Source organism: Lysobacter silvisoli (assembly GCF_003382365.1).
Taxonomy (GTDB): domain Bacteria; phylum Pseudomonadota; class Gammaproteobacteria; order Xanthomonadales; family Xanthomonadaceae; genus Lysobacter; species Lysobacter silvisoli.
This window is the reverse complement of sequence record NZ_QTSU01000002.1, coordinates 429,474-445,521: the sequence shown is the minus strand read 5'-3', so window position 1 is coordinate 445,521 and position 16,048 is coordinate 429,474. Positions and strand designations below refer to the sequence as shown.

The window sequence follows — 16,048 nt, the reverse complement described above, 5'->3', positions numbered from 1 at the left end:
CGCATAATTCCGCGCATGCCGCCCGCGCCACTCCCGACGATCGCCCCGCTGAGCATCGCGCTGATCGTCGCCGCCTATCTGATCGGTTCGCTGTCGGGCAGCCTGCTGCTGGGCCGCCTGCGCGGCGTGGACATCCGCCAGCACGGCAGCGGCAACGCCGGCGGCACCAACGCGCTGCGCACCCAGGGCTGGCGTTTCGCCCTGGGCGTGGTGCTCATCGATGTGGGCAAGGGCGCGCTCGCCGCCTGGCTGGCACTGCGCTACGCGCCGGTAGGCACCGGGCTCAGCGTGACCGGGCACGGTTACGCGGCCGCACTGGCGGCGGTGCTGGGCCATGTCTGGCCGTTGTGGCACGGCTTCCGCGGCGGCAAGGGCGCGGCCACCGCGGTCGGCGGCCTGCTGGTGCTGTGGCCGTATGCGATTCCGTTCCTGCTGCTGATCTGGGGCCTGGTGCTGATCTCCACCGGCTATGTCGGCGTGTCCACGGTCTGCGCCGCGGTCGGCGTGGCGGTCCTGGCCTGGCTCAGCGGCGCAGGCAGCGAACGCTTGTGGTTCGCCTCGGTGCTGGCGCTGCTGATCGTCTACACCCATCGCGGCAACCTGCAGCGCCTGCGCGCCGGCACCGAGTCCCGCTTCGCCCGTGCGCGACTGCTGCACCGTTTGCGCAAGCGCTGATGGACGAACGCGCGCTGCTGCAACGTTTGATCGACGGGCCCGCTTCGGGCGACGCGCTGGCGCGCGCCTGTGGCCAGAGCCGCACCGCGGTGTGGAAGCGCATCGAAGCGCTGCGCGAGGCCGGCGTGGCGATCGAGGCCAAGGCCGGGCGCGGTTACGCGCTGAGCCAGCCGCTGGACCTGCTGGACGGGCAGGCCATTCTGGCGGCGCTGCCGCCCGCGGCACGCACGTCGTTGGCAGAGCTGGAAGTGGCCTGGACCATCGATTCGACCAACAGCGAACTGCTGCGCCGGGCCACGCCCGCGCGCGGTGCGGTGGCGCTGCTGGCCGAGCGCCAGACCGGCGGCCGTGGCCGCCGCGGGCGCGAATGGGCTTCGCCCTTGGCCGCGCATTTGTATCTGTCGCTGGCGCGCGGCTTCGGCGGCGGTCTGGCGCGGCTGGGCGGCCTGAGTCTGGTCGCCGGCATCGCCGCGGTCGAAGCCTTGCAGGATCTGGGTTATGCCGCGGTGCGCTTGAAGTGGCCCAACGATGTGGTGGTCGTCGGCGACGCCGGCCTGCGCAAGCTCGGCGGCCTGCTGATCGAAGGCGGCGGCGAATACGCCGGGCCCGCGCGCGCGGTGATCGGCTTGGGGCTTAACGTACGCATGCCCGCTGCGGCCGCCGCGGCGATCGACCAGCCCTGGTGCGACCTGCATGGTTTGTCGGGCGGCGCGGCGCCGGCGCGCAACGCGGTGGCCGCCGCGGTGCTGGCGCGGCTGCTGCCGGCGCTGGATGAATTCGACGGCGCCGGCCTGGCGCCGTTCCTGCCGCGTTACGCGGCGCTGGATGCGCTGGCCGGCGCGGCGGTGGCGGTGCACGGCGGCGACGGCCGCCGCCAGCACGGCGTGGCTCTGGGCCTGGCCGAGGATGGCGCGCTGCGCGTGCGCCTGGACGAGGGCGGCGAGCGCGCCTTCCATGCCGGCGAAGTCAGCGTGCGCCGCGACGATGGAGCTTCGGCATGAGCGCCTGGTTGTTCGACTTGGGCAATACCCGGCTCAAATGCGCGCCGCTGGGCGCGGACGGCCGCATCGGCGAAGTGCTGGCGCTGCCGCACCGCGAAGACGATGTCGCCGCGGCGCTGGCGCAGGCGCTGCCGGCGCGCATCGACGTCGCCTACCTGGCCAGCGTCGCTTCGCCTTCGTTGCGCGCGGCGGTGATCGAGGCGCTGGCCGCGCGCTGCGCGCGCATCTCGGTGGCGCGCACGCAGGCGCGGCTGGGTGCGGTGCGCATCGCCTATGCGCAACCGTACAAGCTCGGCGTGGACCGATTCCTGGGCCTGCTCGGCGCGCATGCGCGCGGCGCAGGCGCGACCCTGGTCTGCGGCGTGGGCACCGCGCTGACGGTGGACCTGATCGATGGCGACGGCCTGCACCGCGGTGGCCGCATCGCGCCCTCGCCCACGCTGATGCGCGAGGCGCTGCATGCGCGTGCGGCGCAGCTGCCGGAAAGCGGCGGCGACTATGCCGAGTTCGCGGCCGATACCGAGGACGCCTTGGCCTCCGGCTGCGACGGCGCCGCGCTGGCGTTGATCGAGCGTAGCCTGGCGCAGGCGCAAGCGCTGCTGGGCGCGCGTCCGGCGCTGCTGCTGCACGGCGGCGGCGCGCAGGAACTGCCGCCGCAACTGCCCGAGGCGCAGCCGGCGCCATCGCTGGTGCTGGAAGGGCTGGCGATCTGGGCCGGCGTGGAGCGCGCCAGCTGAAGCGTGCCGGTGGCCGTCCGCGCCGCCGTATCGGCCGTCCGTACGCCTTTTGCGTGCCGCCGCTCGCAGCCGCTGTGTAGGATCGACCCAGTCCATTCCGGCCGGCCCCATGCTGCTGCGCGCCCTGATCGTCCTGCTGCTGGTGATGAACCTCGGTGTCGCCGCCTGGTGGTGGTGGCGCGAGCCGCCGGCGGCCGCGGCCAAGGCGCCCACGCCCGGCGTGGCCACGCTGCGGCTGCTGAGCGAGGGCGGAGCAGCGCGCAAGCGCGTGCCGCCAGCGGCCACTGCGGCCGCATCCGCGGTGCCCGCCGCCACCGCCGCCGCCGCGACGCACTGAGCCGCGCGCACGCGGCGAACGCGACGCGCGTCGCAAGGCGCGCGTCCGAACGGTCGTTGTCATGCGAGCGCCCGCCGCGCGGGCATAGAATCGCGCCATGCTGGTCCGCGCGCTGCTCGTGCTGTTGTCGATGCTCAACCTCGGCGTTGCCGCGTGGTGGGGCCTGCGCACGCCGCCTGCGCCGCCGTCCGCCGAGGCGGCGCCGCTGGGCGTGGCGCGCCTGCAACTGCTGGCCGAACGCACGGCCGCGCAGCAGGCGCCGCGCAAACCCGCGCCCACGGCCGCTCCGGCGCCGGCCTTGCGCGATGCGACCGCCACACCGGCCGTGCCCGCGGCCGAACCCGCCGTGGTGGCGAAGGCCGAACCGCCGGTGCCCGCGCCTGCCGCCGAAGCCGCGCCCAAACCCGGCCGCTGCTACAGCTTCGGCCCGTTCGAGAACGCCGACATGGCCGCGTCCGCGCGCCAGTACCTGCAACCGCTGGCGCAGCGCATCGGCGTGCGCGAGCAGCGCGCCGCGAGCGCGCGCGGCTGGCGCGTGCAGCTGCCGCCGCAGGGTTCGCGCGAACAGGCGCAGGCGGCCGCGCAGCGCATCGCCGCGGCCGGTTTCAGCGATTACTTCGTGGTCGCCGACGGCGCCGAGGCCAACGCGATCGCGCTGGGCCGCTACCGCACCGAGGACGCCGCGCGCCGGCGCGAACAGGCGCTGAACGCGGCCGGGTTCGCCGCCAAGGCCGAACCGCTGGGCGACGCCCGCGCCAGCACCTGGCTGGACGTGGCCGCCGGCGAGGGCTTCGACCCCGACGCCGCGCAATCGGCCATCGCCGTGCAGCGCCGCAGCATCGACTGCGCCTCGATGCGCTGAGGGCGCCGCATCCCCTGCCCGCGGGCTAGAATGTCCCACTTCGCCGGCATAGCTCAGTTGGTAGAGCAACCGCCTTGTAAGCGGTAGGTCGTCAGTTCGATTCTGACTGCCGGCACCAGGACAGGAAGGAGTCGCCATGAGTCGCAGCTATCCGCCGGTGTCTTTGATCGGCGCGCCCACCGACGTAGGGGCCGGCCATCGCGGCGCACGGCTGGGGCCGGAGGCGCTGCGCATCGCCGGCCTGGGCGAGGCGCTGAGCGCGCGCGGCGTGGACGTGGTCGACCGCGGCAACCTGGACGGCCCGCGCAATCCCTGGCAGAAGCCGGTGGAAGGCTACCGCCACCTGCCCGAAGTGGTGGCCTGGAACCGCCTGGTCATGGATGCGGTCGCGGCCGAACTGGCGCAGGGCCGCATGCCGATCCTGCTCGGCGGCGATCACTGCCTGGGCCTGGGCTCGATCACCGCCGTGGCCCGGCATTGCCGCAATACCGGCAAGCAGCTGCGGGTGCTGTGGCTGGACGCGCACGCCGACTTCAACACCAGCCGGGTCACGCCCTCGGGCAACATCCACGGCATGCCGGTGGCCTGCCTGTGCGGCATCGGCCCGGAGCCGCTGACTACGCTGGGCGGCGAAGCGCCGGCCATGCGCGCCGAGGACATCCGCCAGATCGGCATCCGTTCGGTGGACCCGGGCGAGAAGCAGCTGATCAAGCAGCATGGCCTGGACGTGTACGACATGCGCTACATCGACGAGATCGGCATGAAGCGGGTGATGGAGGAAGCGCTGGAAGGCGTGGACGAGAACACCCACCTGCACGTGAGTTTCGACGTCGACTTCCTCGACCCCAGCATCGCCCCGGGCGTGGGCACCACCGTGCCCGGCGGCCCCAATTACCGCGAGGCGCAGCTGGTGATGGAGATGATCGCCGACAGCGGCCGGCTGGCCTCGCTGGACATCGTCGAACTCAATCCGATCCTGGACAAGCGCAACCGCACGGCCAAGTTGTCGGTGGATCTGGTGGAAAGCCTGTTCGGCAAATCCACGCTGATGCGCGACTGATCGGCCACCGAATCGGCGCATGAACGGAAGCCGGCGCGGCGCCGCCGGCTCCACACGGGCTTCACATCGGCTCGCTTCATCATGGACCCAAGGGCGCGATGGCGTGCCCGAACGGGTGACACGAACGTTCCTGCGTCCAAGGAGAATTCAATGAAGCGTCTGACTGCTCTGCTGCTGCTGGCCCTGTTCTCGATGGGTACCTTGTCCGCATGCAACACCGTTGCCGGCGCCGGCAAGGACGTGCAGAAGGCCGGCGAGAAGGTCGAAGAGAAGGCCGAGGAAATCCGCGACGGCAAGTGATCGCGCCTCGCAGCGTCATGAAAAAGGCCGGAGCGATCCGGCCTTTTTCTTTGGCCCCCGTCGCCGCGCAACTGAATCGTTCACCGCGTTCACCCTCGTCAAGCCGCAGCTAACGCAATCGCGACCCGGCGCGAATGCCGCGCGGGCCACACTGCGCAGGCGGTACCGCGGCAGCGGTCCGCATCTCCCCCAATGAGATCGAGGACAAGCAGATGAACAAAGACATCATCGCCGGCAAGTGGACCCAGATTAAGGGTAAGGCCCAGGCCAAATGGGGCGATCTGACCGACGACGTGTTCGACGTCGCCCAGGGCGATTCCAAGTACCTGGCCGGCAAGCTGCAGGAGCGCTACGGTTGGGAACGCGAGCGCGCCGAGAAGGAAGTGCGGGATTTCGAGAACACGCTGAACTGACCGCTGCCGCCGGCGCATCGCGCGCCGGCACCCCACAACGCGAACGGGCCGGGTGCGAACCCGGCCCGCTTCTTTGCGTGTACGCCTTACCAGCGCGGCGGATCGGCGACGAAGCCGTTGGGGAAGGCGCGCGGTTCGTCGCGGCGGTAGTCCGGATAACGCGGGTAGCGCGGCACCACGCCACGCGCGGCCAGGCTGGCGTAGTCGTCGTAGCGCAGCTGGGTGACCTGCGCCGGCGAGCGCGAGGCGCGGTCGAAACCGGTGCGCGACACCGGCGACCACTCGCGCTGGCCGTGGCCGGTGCCGATGGACTGGGCGGCCATGCTGTCGGCGCGCGACTCGGCGGCGGCCGGCGCCGGCGCCGAGGATTTGGCCGCATCGCGCGCGCCGCCGTAGCGGTCCTGCTCGCGCTCGCCGCGCGCGATCGGCGCCGGGTAGTCGTAGCGGTAGCGCGGCTGCGCCTCTTCGAACACCGCCACGCCGATCACGCCGACGTTGTCGGGGCGGCCGGTGCGCGCGGCGTAGCTGTCGGGCAGGTCGGTGAATACGAACTGGGCGACGTCGTCCATGGACTTGCGCCAGCCGTTGATCTCGGTGCTCTGCCAGGGCTCGAGCACGTAGCCGGCTTGTGAGGGGTGGGCGGTCTGGCCGGTCACGGCATTGACGCCGTCCACCGACAGCACCACCAGCACGCGCTGCGGGCTGGTGTTGGTCAGGCGCACGGCGTAGCGGTGGCCGGGGGTGCCGGCGATCCACTGCTGGCCGCGGTGGGGGTAGGCCGGCAGCCAGTCGCCGCTATCGCGGTCGACCACGGCGACGTCGACCAGCGGTCGCGCCGACAGCGGCGAGCAGGCGGTGGCGGCGATCAGGGCGCCGGCGAGCAGTACGAGGGAGCGCAGCATGGTCGGTTCTCCGGTGTGGGCACGGTTGCGAACGCGCCGCCGGCGAGGGTGGGGTTAGCGCCGCCGGTGCCGTTGCCGGCCGCTCAGCTTGGCCCGGGCTGGGGCCGATCCGGCCGGGTACAGCGGGTAAACTGGCCGGCCACGCTCCAAGCCGACCCGCAATGACCTCGACCCGCGTCCTGACCGGCATCACCACGTCCGGCACCCCCCACCTGGGCAACTACGTCGGTGCGATCCGCCCGGCGGTGGCCGCCAGCCGCACCCCCGGCGTGGAGAGCTTCTACTTCCTGGCCGACCTGCATGCGCTGATCAAGGTCACCGAGCCCGAGCGCGTGCAGCGCTCGACGCTGGAGATCGCGGCCACCTGGCTGGCCTGCGGCCTGGAGCCGGACAAGGTCTGGTTTTACCGCCAGAGCGAGATCGTCGAGATTCCGGAGCTGGCCTGGTTCCTGACCTGCGTGGCCGGCAAGGGCATCCTCAACCGCGCCCACGCCTACAAGGCCGCGGTGGACAAGAACCGCGCCGAAGGCGAGGACGAGGATGCGGCGATCAACGCCGGCTTGTTCATGTACCCGGTGCTGATGGCCGCCGACATCCTGGTGTTCAACGCCCACCAGGTGCCGGTGGGCCGCGATCAGATCCAGCACATCGAGATGGCGCGCGATTTCGCCCAGCGTTTCAATCACCTGTACGGCGAGCACTTCGTGCTGCCCGAGGCGCTGATCGAGGAGCACGTGGCCACGCTGCCCGGCCTCGACGGGCGCAAGATGAGCAAGAGCTACGACAACACCATTCCGCTGTTCGCGCCGCGCGAGACGCTGAAGAAGCTGATCTACTCCATCGTCACCGACTCGCGCGCGCCGGGCGAGGCCAAGGACGCCGACGCGTCCAACGTGTTCCAGCTGTACCAGGCCTTCGCCAGCGGCGCCGAGACCGAACGCATGCGCCAGGCCTTCGCCGACGGCATCGCCTGGGGCGAGGCCAAGCAGGCGCTGTTCGAGCGTATCGACGCCGAGATCTCGCCGCTGCGCGAACGTTACGAGGCGTTGATGGCCAAGCCAGCCGAGATCGAGGCGATCCTGCGCGACGGCGCCCAGCGCGTGCGCCGCACCCACGGCATGGCCTTCATGCAGTCGCTGCGTTCGGCGGTGGGCCTGCGCGACCTGTCGCAGGTGTCCGAGCAGAAGGACAAGAAGGCGGCCAAGGCGGCCGCACCCAGCTTCAAGCAGTACCGCGAAAGCGACGGGCGATTCTATTTCAAGCTGGTCGATGGCGATCGGGTGCTGCTGCAGAGCGTGGGTCACGAGTCGGCGCGCACGGCCGGGCAGCTGATCGCGCGCTTGAAGCAGGAAGGCGCGGCAGCGGTGCATCATGCCGGCGCTACCGCCGTGCATGCGGGCGAGGAGCTGATCGGGCATCTGCACGAGGGCGTGGAGTTCGCCGAGGTGGTGGAGGCGTTGGCGCAGTTCGTGGTTGAGGGGGAGTAAGCCTGTCGGGGCGAGTTGCGTTGCCGTTTGCGATGCTGCGGGCCCTCACCCCAACCCCTCTCCCGCAAGCGGGAGAGGGGCTAAAGCAGCAAGCGGCGTCGGATGTATCCCCTCTCCCGCCTGCGGGAGAGGGCTAGGGTGAGGGGGTGAGCGCGCAGCGCGAATGCTCTTGATCGGACACCGAACTCGCCGCCCCAATAGAAGACCCGAAGGGCGGCGCACAGGACGTGCGCCGTTTTCCGCTCGGGCAGGAGGCCCGATCGGAAAATCCCGGCGCCCGCTCCGTGCTCGCAGGGGAGCTCTGTCCAAGGACAGCGTTTTTCTTTGGTTACTTTCTTTTGACGCTTATCAAAAGAAAGTAACCCGGCCGCTTGCGGACGGAAGCTGTTGCTGTTGCTTAAGAGCAGAAGCAAATCCCCCTCAATCCCCCTTTGTCAAAGGGGGAAGACAAGCAAGGGCGGGACAAGCAAGAGGGGCGACAAACAATGGGCGTAGACTGCGGATAACGCAGCGCAAGCCACGCCCATGACCGATCACGGCATCACCACCATCGATACCGGCTTCCACCGGCCGGTCTTCGATGCCGCCTATCTCATCGTCGAACAGGGACGCGCCGCGTTCGTCGACTGCGGCACCCAGCACTCCGTGCCGTCGCTGTTGGCCGCGCTGGACGCGCAGGGCCTGGCGCCCGAGCACGTGGACTGGCTGATCCTCACCCACGTGCACCTGGACCATGCCGGCGGCGCGGGCGCGCTGATGCGGCGCCTGCCGAACGCGCGCCTGGCCGTGCATCCGCGTGGCGCGCCGCACATGATCGATCCTTCGCGCCTGGTCGCCGGTGCCACCGCGGTGTACGGCGAGGAGGAGATCGCGCGCAGTTACGGCGAGATTCTGCCGATACCCGAAGAACGCGTGGTGGTCGCGCGCGACGGCCACGTCGTCGACCTGGCCGGACGTCCGCTGCTGTGCATCGACACGCCCGGGCACGCGCGCCATCACCTGTGCGTGTGGGACGAGCACAGCCGCAGCTGGTTCACCGGCGACACCTTCGGACTGTCCTATCGCGAACTCGACAGCGCGCGCGGGGCATTCGCGATCCCCACGACCACGCCGGTGCAGTTCGAGCCCGATGCACTCAAGCGTTCGATCCGCACGCTGCTCGCGCGCGATCCGCTGGCCATGCGGCTCACCCATTACGGCCCCGTCACCGACGTGGCGGCGATGGCCGACGCCTTGCTGAGCCAGATCGACGCGATGGTGGCGCTGGCGCGCGCGGCCGACGGCCGGCCGGACCGGCATGCGCGTCTGGTCGCATCGCTGGGCGAGCTGTACCTCGCGCGCGCGGCCGCGCATGGCTGCGCGCTCGCGCCCGAGCAGGTGCGCGAGTTGCTGGCCATGGACATCGAACTCAATGCCCAGGGCCTGGAGGTCTGGCTGGACCGGGCCTAGGCGGCGGCTTGAAGGCGGCTTCCAGGGGTTTCCGGGGCAGATTCAGCTGCCTGAATGGCGCCAGGCTTAACGGGCGCGCTACCGCCCCGGCAGCTGTGAGGGCGGTCACAAGACCGGTGCTGCCGCAGCGGTAGCCTGCGCGTGTTCCTTACCTGCCACCCCGATGTCTCTCGCCCGACTACGCGCCGTACCGGCGCCCACCGAGGAGGCGCAGCGCCAGGACGCGCTCGACGCCTACGCGGTGGTGGACACCGTTTCCGAACAAGCCTACGACGACCTGGTGCGCCTGGCCGCGACGCTGTGCGATGCGCCGGCGGCGGCGATCTCGTTGATCGATCGCGACCGCCAATGGTTCAAGGCGCGCTTGGGTTTGGATCAGACGCAAACGCCGCGCGCGTTGGCGATCTGCGACTACGCCATCCGCACGCCCGAGCAAATGCTGGTGGTGCAGGACGTGGCCGACGATCCGCGCTTCAGCACCCGCGTGGTCAGCCTGGGCGGGCGCCCGCTGCGTTTCTACGCAGGCATGCCGCTGCTCAGCCCCGACGGTCATGCGCTGGGCACGATCTGCGTGCTGGACGCGCAGCCGCGCGAGCTGCGCCCGGCGCAGCGCGCCGGCCTGGAAGCGCTGGCGCGGCAGACCCAGCATCTGCTCGAGCTGCGCCGCTACGCATTGGAGCAGCGGCGCCTGCTCAACGAGCGCGAGGCCTTCGCCCATCGCCTGGAAGCGGCGCAGGCCGACCTGCAGCGCCGCCACGAGGAACTCAAGCACAGCGCCAGCCACGATGCGCTGACCGGCCTGCTCAACCGCGCGGCGCTGGCGCAACTGCGTGGGAGCCCCGAGGCCATGCGCGAGCTGGAAAGCGCGCCGTATGCCTTGCTGCTGCTGGATGTGGACCACTTCAAGCAGGTCAACGACCGCTACGGCCACCTGCTGGGCGACCGCGCGCTGCGCGCCGTGGCCGATGCGGTGGCCAGCAGCGTGCGCGAGGGCGACGTGGCGGTGCGCTACGGCGGCGAGGAATTCCTCATCGTGCTGCCGGCCACGCGGCTGGCGCAGGCGTACGAGATCGCCGAACGCATCCGCGCGCGGGTGGCGCGCTCGTCGCTGCCGTTCGCGCTGACGGTGTCGGTGGGCGTGGCGGCGGGCGAGCCCGGGCGCGATACGCCGGAGCGGGTGTTCGATCGGGCGGATCAGGCTTTGTATCGGGCCAAGAACCTGGGGCGGGATCGGGTGGTGGCGGACGATACTATGTTGCGGGAGTGAGGGTTGTTGGGCGAGGCGGTGGCAGCAACGGCAACAGCAACGGCAAATCCCCCTAGCCTCCCTTTTTCAAAGGGGGGAACTTAAAAAGGGGTGCTTAAAAGGGGGGTGTTGCGCTGCTGTGCGGAGTTCGCGGTTCCCGCTTTGGCTTGTCTTCCCCCTTTGGAAAAGGGGGATTGAGGGGGATTTGCTCTCAGCAGCGACTGGGCCGCCCTTAGTCCCACACCGTAGGCGCCGGCCCCAGCTCCGGATGCTTCATCCGCACGATGCAGAAGCGGTGCCCCGTGGGCGCTTCCATCACCCACCAGCGCTTGATGAAGGCTATGCGCTTGGCGCCCAGTTTCTCCAGGCGGTCGGCTTCGGCGTCCAGGTCGTCGGTTTCGATGTCCAGGTGCACGCGCGAGGGGTGCTCGACCTTCTGCACCATGATCGCCAGGTGCGCACCGTGGCCCGGCAGGTCGACGTAGAGCGCGCCTTCGTCGTCGTCGGTTTCGCCGTGCTGCAGGCCCAGGGCCGCGCTCCAGAAGCGCGCGGCGTCGGCGATCTCGCCGGTTTGGCAATCGATGATGAAGCCGGCCAAGCGGCTGCGATGACTCATGGCGTGGACCTCACGGAGCGTCGAAGGAGGCGATGGGCTGGCCGAACTGCAGCAGGTAGCCGTTGTTGTCGTACACGGCGAACTCGCGCATGCCGTAAGCGAAATCCTCGATGGGATAGCACACGCGGGCGGCATCCTTGAGCGTGCGCCACCAGCCATCGACATCATCGGTGCGCAGGTATAAGGAACCGGTGAAGGCCGGCGCCGTATCGTTTTCGTGCGCGTTGAAACCGCTGAGCATCAGCTCCACGCCGTCGCGCTGCAACGCGATCCAGCCCTCGTCGACGCTGCCGGCGCGCTGGGCGAAACCCAGCGTGCCGGTGTAGAACGCCGCCGTGCCGTCCAGGTCCGGCGTGCGCAGCATCGGCGTGAGCGCGTGCAGGCTCATGCGGCTTTGCGTTCGGCGCGCTCTAGTTGGGACGCGCCAGGTCGTCCAGCATGGTCTTGAGGAAGCGCGCGGCCTCGCCGCCGGTGCAGGCGCGGTGGTCGAAGGTCAGCGACAGCGGAATGACCTTGTGCGATTCGAAGCCGCCCATCACCGGAGTCATCTGATGGCGGCCCTTGCCGGCGGCGATGATGGCCACGGTCGGCGGCACGATCACCGGGGTGGCGTAGCGCCCGGCGAACATGCCGAAGTTGGACAGCGAGATGGTGTAGCCCGACAGCTCCGAGGCCGGAATGCTGCGGTCCTCGACCTGGGTGCGCAGGCGGTTGACCGCCTCGCGCACGCCGCGCGCGTCGAGCACGTCGGCGTTGCGCAGCGCCGGCACGAACAGGCCGTCGTCGGTGTCCACGGCGATGCCGATGTCCACGTGCGGGTGCAGGGTGCGGGTCAGCGCTTCGCCGTCGAACCAGGCGTTGAGCGCGGGCACGGCCTTGCACGCGGCGACGATGGCGCGGACCAGGCGGCCGGTGATGTCGTTGCCCGGCGCCCAGGCGTGGATGTCGGCGTCGTCGGTGAGGGTGGTGGGCACGACCTTGGCGTGCGAGTCGGCCATGACCCGGGCCATGTTGCGGCGCACGCCCTTGAGCTGTTCGGGCTGGCCGGTGACGGACACGCCCGGCGGCTGGGTGCGCATGGGGCGGCCGGAGGCGGACAGCGCGCTGCGCTGCGGCGCGGCGGCCGGCGCTGCGGCTGCAACGGGCGCGGCCGCAGTGGCGCGCGCCGGTGCGGCACCCACGGCCGCGCTGCCGTCGGCGGCGGCGCGCTTGACGTCGTCCATCGTGACCACGCCCTCGGCGCCGGTCGCGCGCACGCGCGACAGGTCGACGCCGAGCTTGCGCGCGAGCGCGCGCACCGCCGGCATGGCCTTGATCCCGCCGACGGCCACGGCCTGCTCGCTGCGCACGGCGTCGGAGCTCTGCATGGCGCCGACCACGGTGCCGCTGTCGGCGCGTTCGGCCGGAGCCTCGGGCGCGGCAGCGGCGGGCGCCGGTGCTGCGGCCGGTGCGGCGTGGCCGCCGCCGTGGTGGTGGCCGGTGTCCTGGCCGTCGGCGCGCTGCGGCAGGTTCGGGTCCATCTCGAACTCGGCCAGCATGGTGCCGGTGACGATCACGTCGCCCGCGGCGCCGGCCAGCTTCAGCACCTTGCCGGACACCGGCGAGGGCACTTCGACCACGGCCTTGGCGGTTTCCATCGACACCAGGGTGTCGTCCAGGCGCACCGTGTCGCCCACCTTCACCGCCCACTCGACGATGGTCGCGTCGGGCAGTCCTTCGCCGAGGTCGGGGAGCAGGAAGGTCTTCTTGTCGGTCATGGTTCGGCGGTCTCTAGGTTGTGCGGTTGCGGATCGTAAGGTGTCCGCCGGACGCGCCGGCGGCGGAAAGGGTCAGACCCACACGTCGTTGCGCGCGGTCAGGTCGCCGCCGGCGTCGCCGGTGTTGACCACGCCGCGCGGCTCGATGATGAGGGCATGGCATTCGTGCTCGGCGCGGGTGATGTGCTCCACGCCGCGCGGGATCACGTACATCTCGCCTTCTTGCAGGGTCACGTCGCGGTCGCGGAAGCCGATCTGCATGCTGCCGCGCACCACCATGAACACTTCGTCGGTGTGCTCGTGCGCATGCCAGACGAATTCGCCCTGCAGCTTGACCAGCTTGAACTGGTAGTCGTTCATTTCGGCGACCACGCGCGGCGACCAGTGCTCGCTGAAGCGGGCGAGCTTGTCGGCCAGGTTGATCGCGTCGTCGCTCACGTCGGCCCCGCTCATGGTCCGTCCTCGTCGATGAGATCCAGCGCGCGCGTCGGGATCCAACCCTCGTCGCCGCGCGCGTTGCTCGCCCACCACCAGTCGGCCAGTTCGTACTGCAGCGTCACGATCTCGTCGGCCTCGGCATCCAGTTCGCGGGTGTCGTAGTCGTTGAGCGCGGTCGCCGGGCCGTGGTCGCCGTCGAACAGCGCCGCCGGCACCCAGCCGCCGTGGCCTTCGGCCAGGGTGGTCCAGACGAACTGCGGCCAGTCGCGATCGCGGTCGCCCAGGGTCACGCGCTGGCCGCGCGCGACCCGGATCGGCGGGCGATCCGGGGCGCGGTGGGCGACGACGACGCGGGCGCGGCGCATCGCCCGGGGCTCAGCCCGCCGCCAGCGCGCGCTTGGCCGCGGCGACGATGCGTTCCACGCTGGGCAGGTATTTCATTTCCAGGCGGAACAGCGGGATGTGGGTGTCGTAGCCGGTCACGCGTTCGACCGGCGCGCGCAGGTCGTACATGGACTCCTCGGCCAGGCGCGCGGCGATCTCGGCGCCGAAGCCGGCGGTCTTGGCTGCCTCGTGCACGATCACGCAGCGGCCGGTCTTGCTCACCGATTCGGCGATGGTGGCGAAGTCCAGCGGGCGCAGCGTGGCCACGTCGACGACTTCGGCGCTGATGCCCTCGGCGGCGAGCTTGTCGGCCGCTTCCAGCGCTTCCTTGACCTGCGCGCCCCAGCTGACCAGGGTCACGTCGCTGCCGTCGCGCAGCACGTAGCACACGTCCAGCGGCAGCGCCTCGCCGTCGTCGGCGACCACTTCCTTGTACTGGCGGTAGATGCGCTTGGGCTCCATGAAGATGACCGGATCCGGGTCGCGGATCGAGGCCAGCAGCAGGCCGTAGGCGCGCGCGGGCGAGGACGGCATGACCACGCGCAGGCCGGGCACGTTGGTGAAGATGGCTTCGTTGGCCTCGCTGTGGTGCTCGGGCGCGCGGATGCCGCCGCCCCACGGTACGCGCAGCACCATCGGGCAGTGCAGGCGGCCGCGCGTGCGGTAACGGAAACGCGCGGCGTGGCAGATGATGTGGTCGACCATGGGGTAGACGAAGCCGTCGAACTGCGATTCGGCGACCGGCTTCATGCCCTGCGCGGCCATGCCGACGGTGAGGCCGGCGATGGTGGTTTCGTCCAGCGGCGTGTCGAGCACGCGCTCGGGACCGAACTGCTGCTGCAGGCCGGCGGTGGCGCGGAACACGCCGCCGTTCACGCCCACGTCCTCGCCCAGCACCAGCACGGTCTCGTCGGCGCGCATTTCGTAGGCCAGGGCCTGGGTGATGGCTTCGATCAGGGTGATCGCGACCGGCGCGGCGGCGGCCTTGGCGGTGTCGACCTTGGCTTGGGTATCGACGTTCATCGGCGGCCCTCCAGGGCGAGCGCGGCGGCGCGTTGGGCGAGCAGGTCCGGCGGCGGATCGGCGTAGAGGTAGTCGAACATGGCTTCCACCGGCTGCACCGGGGTTTCCAGGTAGGCGTTGATTTCCACGTCGACCTTGGAAGCGCATTCCTCGGCCCAGGCCTGTTCCTCGGCCTCGTTCCACACGCCCTGCGCGGTCAGGTAGGCGCGCAGGCGCGGCACCGGGTCGCGGGTCCAGGCGTCCTTGACTTCCTCTTCGCCGCGGTAGCGGCGGGCGTCGTCGGCGGTGGTGTGATCGTGCAGGCGGTAGGTCATGAATTCGATCACGCTGCCGCCGTCGCCGTTGCGCGCGCGCTCGGCGGCGCGGCGCATGCCTTCGAGCACAGCGATCAGGTCGTTGCCGTCCACCTGCAGGCAGTGCAGGCCGCCGGCCAGGCCCTTCTGGGCCAGGGTCTTGGCGCCGGTCTGGGCCGAGCGCGGCACCGAGATCGCCCAGCCGTTGTTGATCACGCACAGGATCAGCGGCAGCTGGTAAGCGCCGGCGGAATTCAGCGCGGCGTAGAAGTCGGTCTTGGACGAACCGCCGTCGCCGCAGCAGGCCACGGCCAGGTTCTTTTCCTTGCGCAGCTTGAACGCGAGCGCGGCGCCGGCGGCGTGCAGGCACTGGGTCGAGATCGGCACGCACCAGGAGAAGTCCTTCTTCGGCCCGGAGAAGTCGTTGCCGCGTTCGTCGCCGCCCCAGTACATCAGCACTTCGCGCGGCAGCACGCCGCGCATGAACTGCGCGCCGTACTCGCGGTAGCTGGGCGCGAACACGTCGTCGGGCTGCATCGAGGCGCCGATGCCGACGTGGGTGGCCTCGTGGCCCAGGCAGGCGGCGTAGGTGCCGAGCTTGCCGGTGCGCTGCAGGGCGATGGCCTTGCTGTCGAACACGCGCACGAACAGCATCTGCTTGAACAGCGGCAGTAGCTGCTTTGCGTCGCGGAAGGCGGGCGGCAGTTCGGCCACGGGGGTGCCGTCGGGGCCGAGGTATTGCAGGTATTCGATTTCGAAGCTCGCGGCGACGGTCATCGCTGGGCAATCCCTAGTTAAGGAGGGGGGAGGCCCGAACCGTGTCGCGCCCGGATCCAGTGCCGGCGCGCGGACCGTTCAGACTGGCTGGGCCCGCGGTTGCATGCTGCGGGCCTGGCGCTGCGGCAGCGGCCCTTGCGGCGGCCGTTGCGTGGTGCGCCGATGATACCCAAAGGCGTGTTAAGCGCCGTTGCGCGCTGCGGCATGCAAAAAATCGCCGGACGGGCTAGGCGGGCGGCGGACGCAGGCGTATGGAGCGCCCCACTTTGGGGTAGGAGCGGCGTGAGCCGC

The 16,048-nt window shown here is 70.7% G+C and carries 18 protein-coding genes, 1 tRNA gene and 1 pseudogene; 12 read left to right on the top strand and 8 right to left on the bottom strand.

Going from position 1 to position 16,048, the window contains the following annotated elements:
* Positions 1–15 precede the first annotated feature (15 nt).
* From plsY to DX914_RS13155, 9 genes are all read left to right on the top strand, one after another.
* The gene (gene plsY, locus DX914_RS13195; RefSeq protein ID WP_115859581.1) at positions 16–675 is read left to right on the top strand and encodes a glycerol-3-phosphate 1-O-acyltransferase PlsY; all 660 of its coding nucleotides are present in this window, start codon (positions 16–18) and stop codon (positions 673–675) included.
* A complete protein-coding gene (gene birA / locus DX914_RS13190) occupies positions 675–1,676 on the top strand; it encodes a bifunctional biotin--[acetyl-CoA-carboxylase] ligase/biotin operon repressor BirA (RefSeq protein ID WP_115859580.1) in 1,002 nt (333 codons plus the stop codon). Before plsY ends, birA begins: the two co-directional genes overlap by 1 nt.
* On the top strand, positions 1,673–2,413 hold the full coding sequence (locus DX914_RS13185) for a type III pantothenate kinase (protein WP_115859579.1): 741 nt from the start codon (positions 1,673–1,675) through the stop codon (positions 2,411–2,413). Before birA ends, DX914_RS13185 begins: the two co-directional genes overlap by 4 nt.
* A gap of 109 nt (positions 2,414–2,522) precedes the next feature.
* A complete protein-coding gene (locus DX914_RS13180) occupies positions 2,523–2,750 on the top strand; it encodes a hypothetical protein (protein ID WP_115859578.1) in 228 nt (75 codons plus the stop codon).
* Positions 2,751–2,847: 97 nt separating this feature from the next.
* Positions 2,848–3,612 (top strand): SPOR domain-containing protein, encoded by a 765-nt coding sequence (locus DX914_RS13175; RefSeq protein ID WP_115859577.1) that lies wholly within the window; start codon positions 2,848–2,850, stop codon positions 3,610–3,612.
* A gap of 42 nt (positions 3,613–3,654) precedes the next feature.
* A tRNA-Thr gene (locus tag DX914_RS13170) sits at positions 3,655–3,730 on the top strand.
* An 18-nt stretch (positions 3,731–3,748) separates the two neighbouring features.
* Entirely contained in the window at positions 3,749–4,672 is a 924-nt protein-coding gene (gene rocF / locus DX914_RS13165; RefSeq protein ID WP_115859576.1) for an arginase, read from the top strand.
* 150 nt (positions 4,673–4,822) lie between these two features.
* A complete protein-coding gene (locus tag DX914_RS13160) occupies positions 4,823–4,972 on the top strand; it encodes an entericidin A/B family lipoprotein (protein ID WP_115859575.1) in 150 nt (49 codons plus the stop codon).
* 212 nt (positions 4,973–5,184) lie between these two features.
* Complete coding sequence (locus DX914_RS13155) at positions 5,185–5,385, top strand: CsbD family protein (RefSeq protein WP_115859574.1); 201 nt, start codon at positions 5,185–5,187, stop codon at positions 5,383–5,385.
* 86 nt (positions 5,386–5,471) lie between these two features.
* On the opposite strand, the gene DX914_RS13150 is transcribed toward DX914_RS13155, so the two are convergent.
* Entirely contained in the window at positions 5,472–6,287 is an 816-nt protein-coding gene (locus DX914_RS13150) for a hypothetical protein (RefSeq protein ID WP_115859573.1), read from the bottom strand.
* Between the two features lie 161 nt (positions 6,288–6,448).
* Between DX914_RS13150 and DX914_RS13145 the strand changes: the two are divergent.
* The 3 genes and pseudogenes from DX914_RS13145 to DX914_RS13135 form a co-directional block, all read left to right on the top strand.
* A pseudogene (locus tag DX914_RS13145) lies at positions 6,449–7,651 on the top strand (tryptophan--tRNA ligase); the annotation flags it as partial.
* 648 nt (positions 7,652–8,299) lie between these two features.
* On the top strand, positions 8,300–9,223 hold the full coding sequence (locus DX914_RS13140) for an MBL fold metallo-hydrolase (RefSeq protein ID WP_115859571.1): 924 nt from the start codon (positions 8,300–8,302) through the stop codon (positions 9,221–9,223).
* Between the two features lie 163 nt (positions 9,224–9,386).
* On the top strand, positions 9,387–10,490 hold the full coding sequence (locus DX914_RS13135; RefSeq protein WP_115859570.1) for a GGDEF domain-containing protein: 1,104 nt from the start codon (positions 9,387–9,389) through the stop codon (positions 10,488–10,490).
* A 211-nt stretch (positions 10,491–10,701) separates the two neighbouring features.
* On the opposite strand, the gene DX914_RS13130 is transcribed toward DX914_RS13135, so the two are convergent.
* From DX914_RS13130 to pdhA, 7 genes are all read right to left on the bottom strand, one after another.
* The gene (locus tag DX914_RS13130) at positions 10,702–11,085 is read right to left on the bottom strand and encodes a VOC family protein (protein WP_115859569.1); all 384 of its coding nucleotides are present in this window, start codon (positions 11,083–11,085) and stop codon (positions 10,702–10,704) included.
* A gap of 10 nt (positions 11,086–11,095) precedes the next feature.
* On the bottom strand, positions 11,096–11,473 hold the full coding sequence (locus DX914_RS13125) for a bleomycin resistance protein (RefSeq protein ID WP_115859568.1): 378 nt from the start codon (positions 11,471–11,473) through the stop codon (positions 11,096–11,098).
* Between the two features lie 22 nt (positions 11,474–11,495).
* On the bottom strand, positions 11,496–12,842 hold the full coding sequence (locus tag DX914_RS13120) for a dihydrolipoamide acetyltransferase family protein (protein ID WP_115859567.1): 1,347 nt from the start codon (positions 12,840–12,842) through the stop codon (positions 11,496–11,498).
* Positions 12,843–12,914: 72 nt separating this feature from the next.
* Positions 12,915–13,295 carry a cupin domain-containing protein gene (locus DX914_RS13115; protein WP_196778905.1) on the bottom strand — a complete coding sequence of 127 codons (381 nt, stop codon included), beginning with the start codon at positions 13,293–13,295 and terminating at the stop codon, positions 12,915–12,917.
* Positions 13,292–13,645, bottom strand: a complete 354-nt coding sequence (locus tag DX914_RS13110) for an SH3 domain-containing protein (protein WP_115859566.1) — start codon at positions 13,643–13,645, stop codon at positions 13,292–13,294. The genes DX914_RS13115 and DX914_RS13110 overlap by 4 nt, the downstream gene beginning before the upstream one ends.
* A 10-nt stretch (positions 13,646–13,655) precedes the next feature.
* Positions 13,656–14,687: an alpha-ketoacid dehydrogenase subunit beta gene (locus DX914_RS13105; protein ID WP_115859565.1), complete on the bottom strand. Its 1,032-nt coding sequence runs from the start codon at positions 14,685–14,687 to the stop codon at positions 13,656–13,658.
* Positions 14,684–15,757 (bottom strand): pyruvate dehydrogenase (acetyl-transferring) E1 component subunit alpha, encoded by a 1,074-nt coding sequence (gene pdhA / locus DX914_RS13100; protein ID WP_115859564.1) that lies wholly within the window; start codon positions 15,755–15,757, stop codon positions 14,684–14,686. Before pdhA ends, DX914_RS13105 begins: the two co-directional genes overlap by 4 nt.
* Positions 15,758–16,048: the final 291 nt, after the last annotated feature.

Bases quoted from the DNA above. Each gene is read 5' to 3' on its own strand.
- plsY (WP_115859581.1), top strand. From the start codon at position 16: ATGCCGCCCGCGCCACTCCCGACGATCGCCCCGCTGAGCATCGCGCTG.
- birA (WP_115859580.1), top strand. From the start codon at position 675: ATGGACGAACGCGCGCTGCTGCAACGTTTGATCGACGGGCCCGCTTCG.
- DX914_RS13185 (WP_115859579.1), top strand. From the start codon at position 1,673: ATGAGCGCCTGGTTGTTCGACTTGGGCAATACCCGGCTCAAATGCGCG.
- DX914_RS13180 (WP_115859578.1), top strand. From the start codon at position 2,523: ATGCTGCTGCGCGCCCTGATCGTCCTGCTGCTGGTGATGAACCTCGGT.
- DX914_RS13175 (WP_115859577.1), top strand. From the start codon at position 2,848: ATGCTGGTCCGCGCGCTGCTCGTGCTGTTGTCGATGCTCAACCTCGGC.
- rocF (WP_115859576.1), top strand. From the start codon at position 3,749: ATGAGTCGCAGCTATCCGCCGGTGTCTTTGATCGGCGCGCCCACCGAC.
- DX914_RS13160 (WP_115859575.1), top strand. From the start codon at position 4,823: ATGAAGCGTCTGACTGCTCTGCTGCTGCTGGCCCTGTTCTCGATGGGT.
- DX914_RS13155 (WP_115859574.1), top strand. From the start codon at position 5,185: ATGAACAAAGACATCATCGCCGGCAAGTGGACCCAGATTAAGGGTAAG.
- DX914_RS13150 (WP_115859573.1), bottom strand. From the start codon at position 6,287: ATGCTGCGCTCCCTCGTACTGCTCGCCGGCGCCCTGATCGCCGCCACC.
- DX914_RS13140 (WP_115859571.1), top strand. From the start codon at position 8,300: ATGACCGATCACGGCATCACCACCATCGATACCGGCTTCCACCGGCCG.
- DX914_RS13135 (WP_115859570.1), top strand. From the start codon at position 9,387: ATGTCTCTCGCCCGACTACGCGCCGTACCGGCGCCCACCGAGGAGGCG.
- DX914_RS13130 (WP_115859569.1), bottom strand. From the start codon at position 11,085: ATGAGTCATCGCAGCCGCTTGGCCGGCTTCATCATCGATTGCCAAACC.
- DX914_RS13125 (WP_115859568.1), bottom strand. From the start codon at position 11,473: ATGAGCCTGCACGCGCTCACGCCGATGCTGCGCACGCCGGACCTGGAC.
- DX914_RS13120 (WP_115859567.1), bottom strand. From the start codon at position 12,842: ATGACCGACAAGAAGACCTTCCTGCTCCCCGACCTCGGCGAAGGACTG.
- DX914_RS13115 (WP_196778905.1), bottom strand. From the start codon at position 13,295: ATGAGCGGGGCCGACGTGAGCGACGACGCGATCAACCTGGCCGACAAG.
- DX914_RS13110 (WP_115859566.1), bottom strand. From the start codon at position 13,645: ATGCGCCGCGCCCGCGTCGTCGTCGCCCACCGCGCCCCGGATCGCCCG.
- DX914_RS13105 (WP_115859565.1), bottom strand. From the start codon at position 14,687: ATGAACGTCGATACCCAAGCCAAGGTCGACACCGCCAAGGCCGCCGCC.
- pdhA (WP_115859564.1), bottom strand. From the start codon at position 15,757: ATGACCGTCGCCGCGAGCTTCGAAATCGAATACCTGCAATACCTCGGC.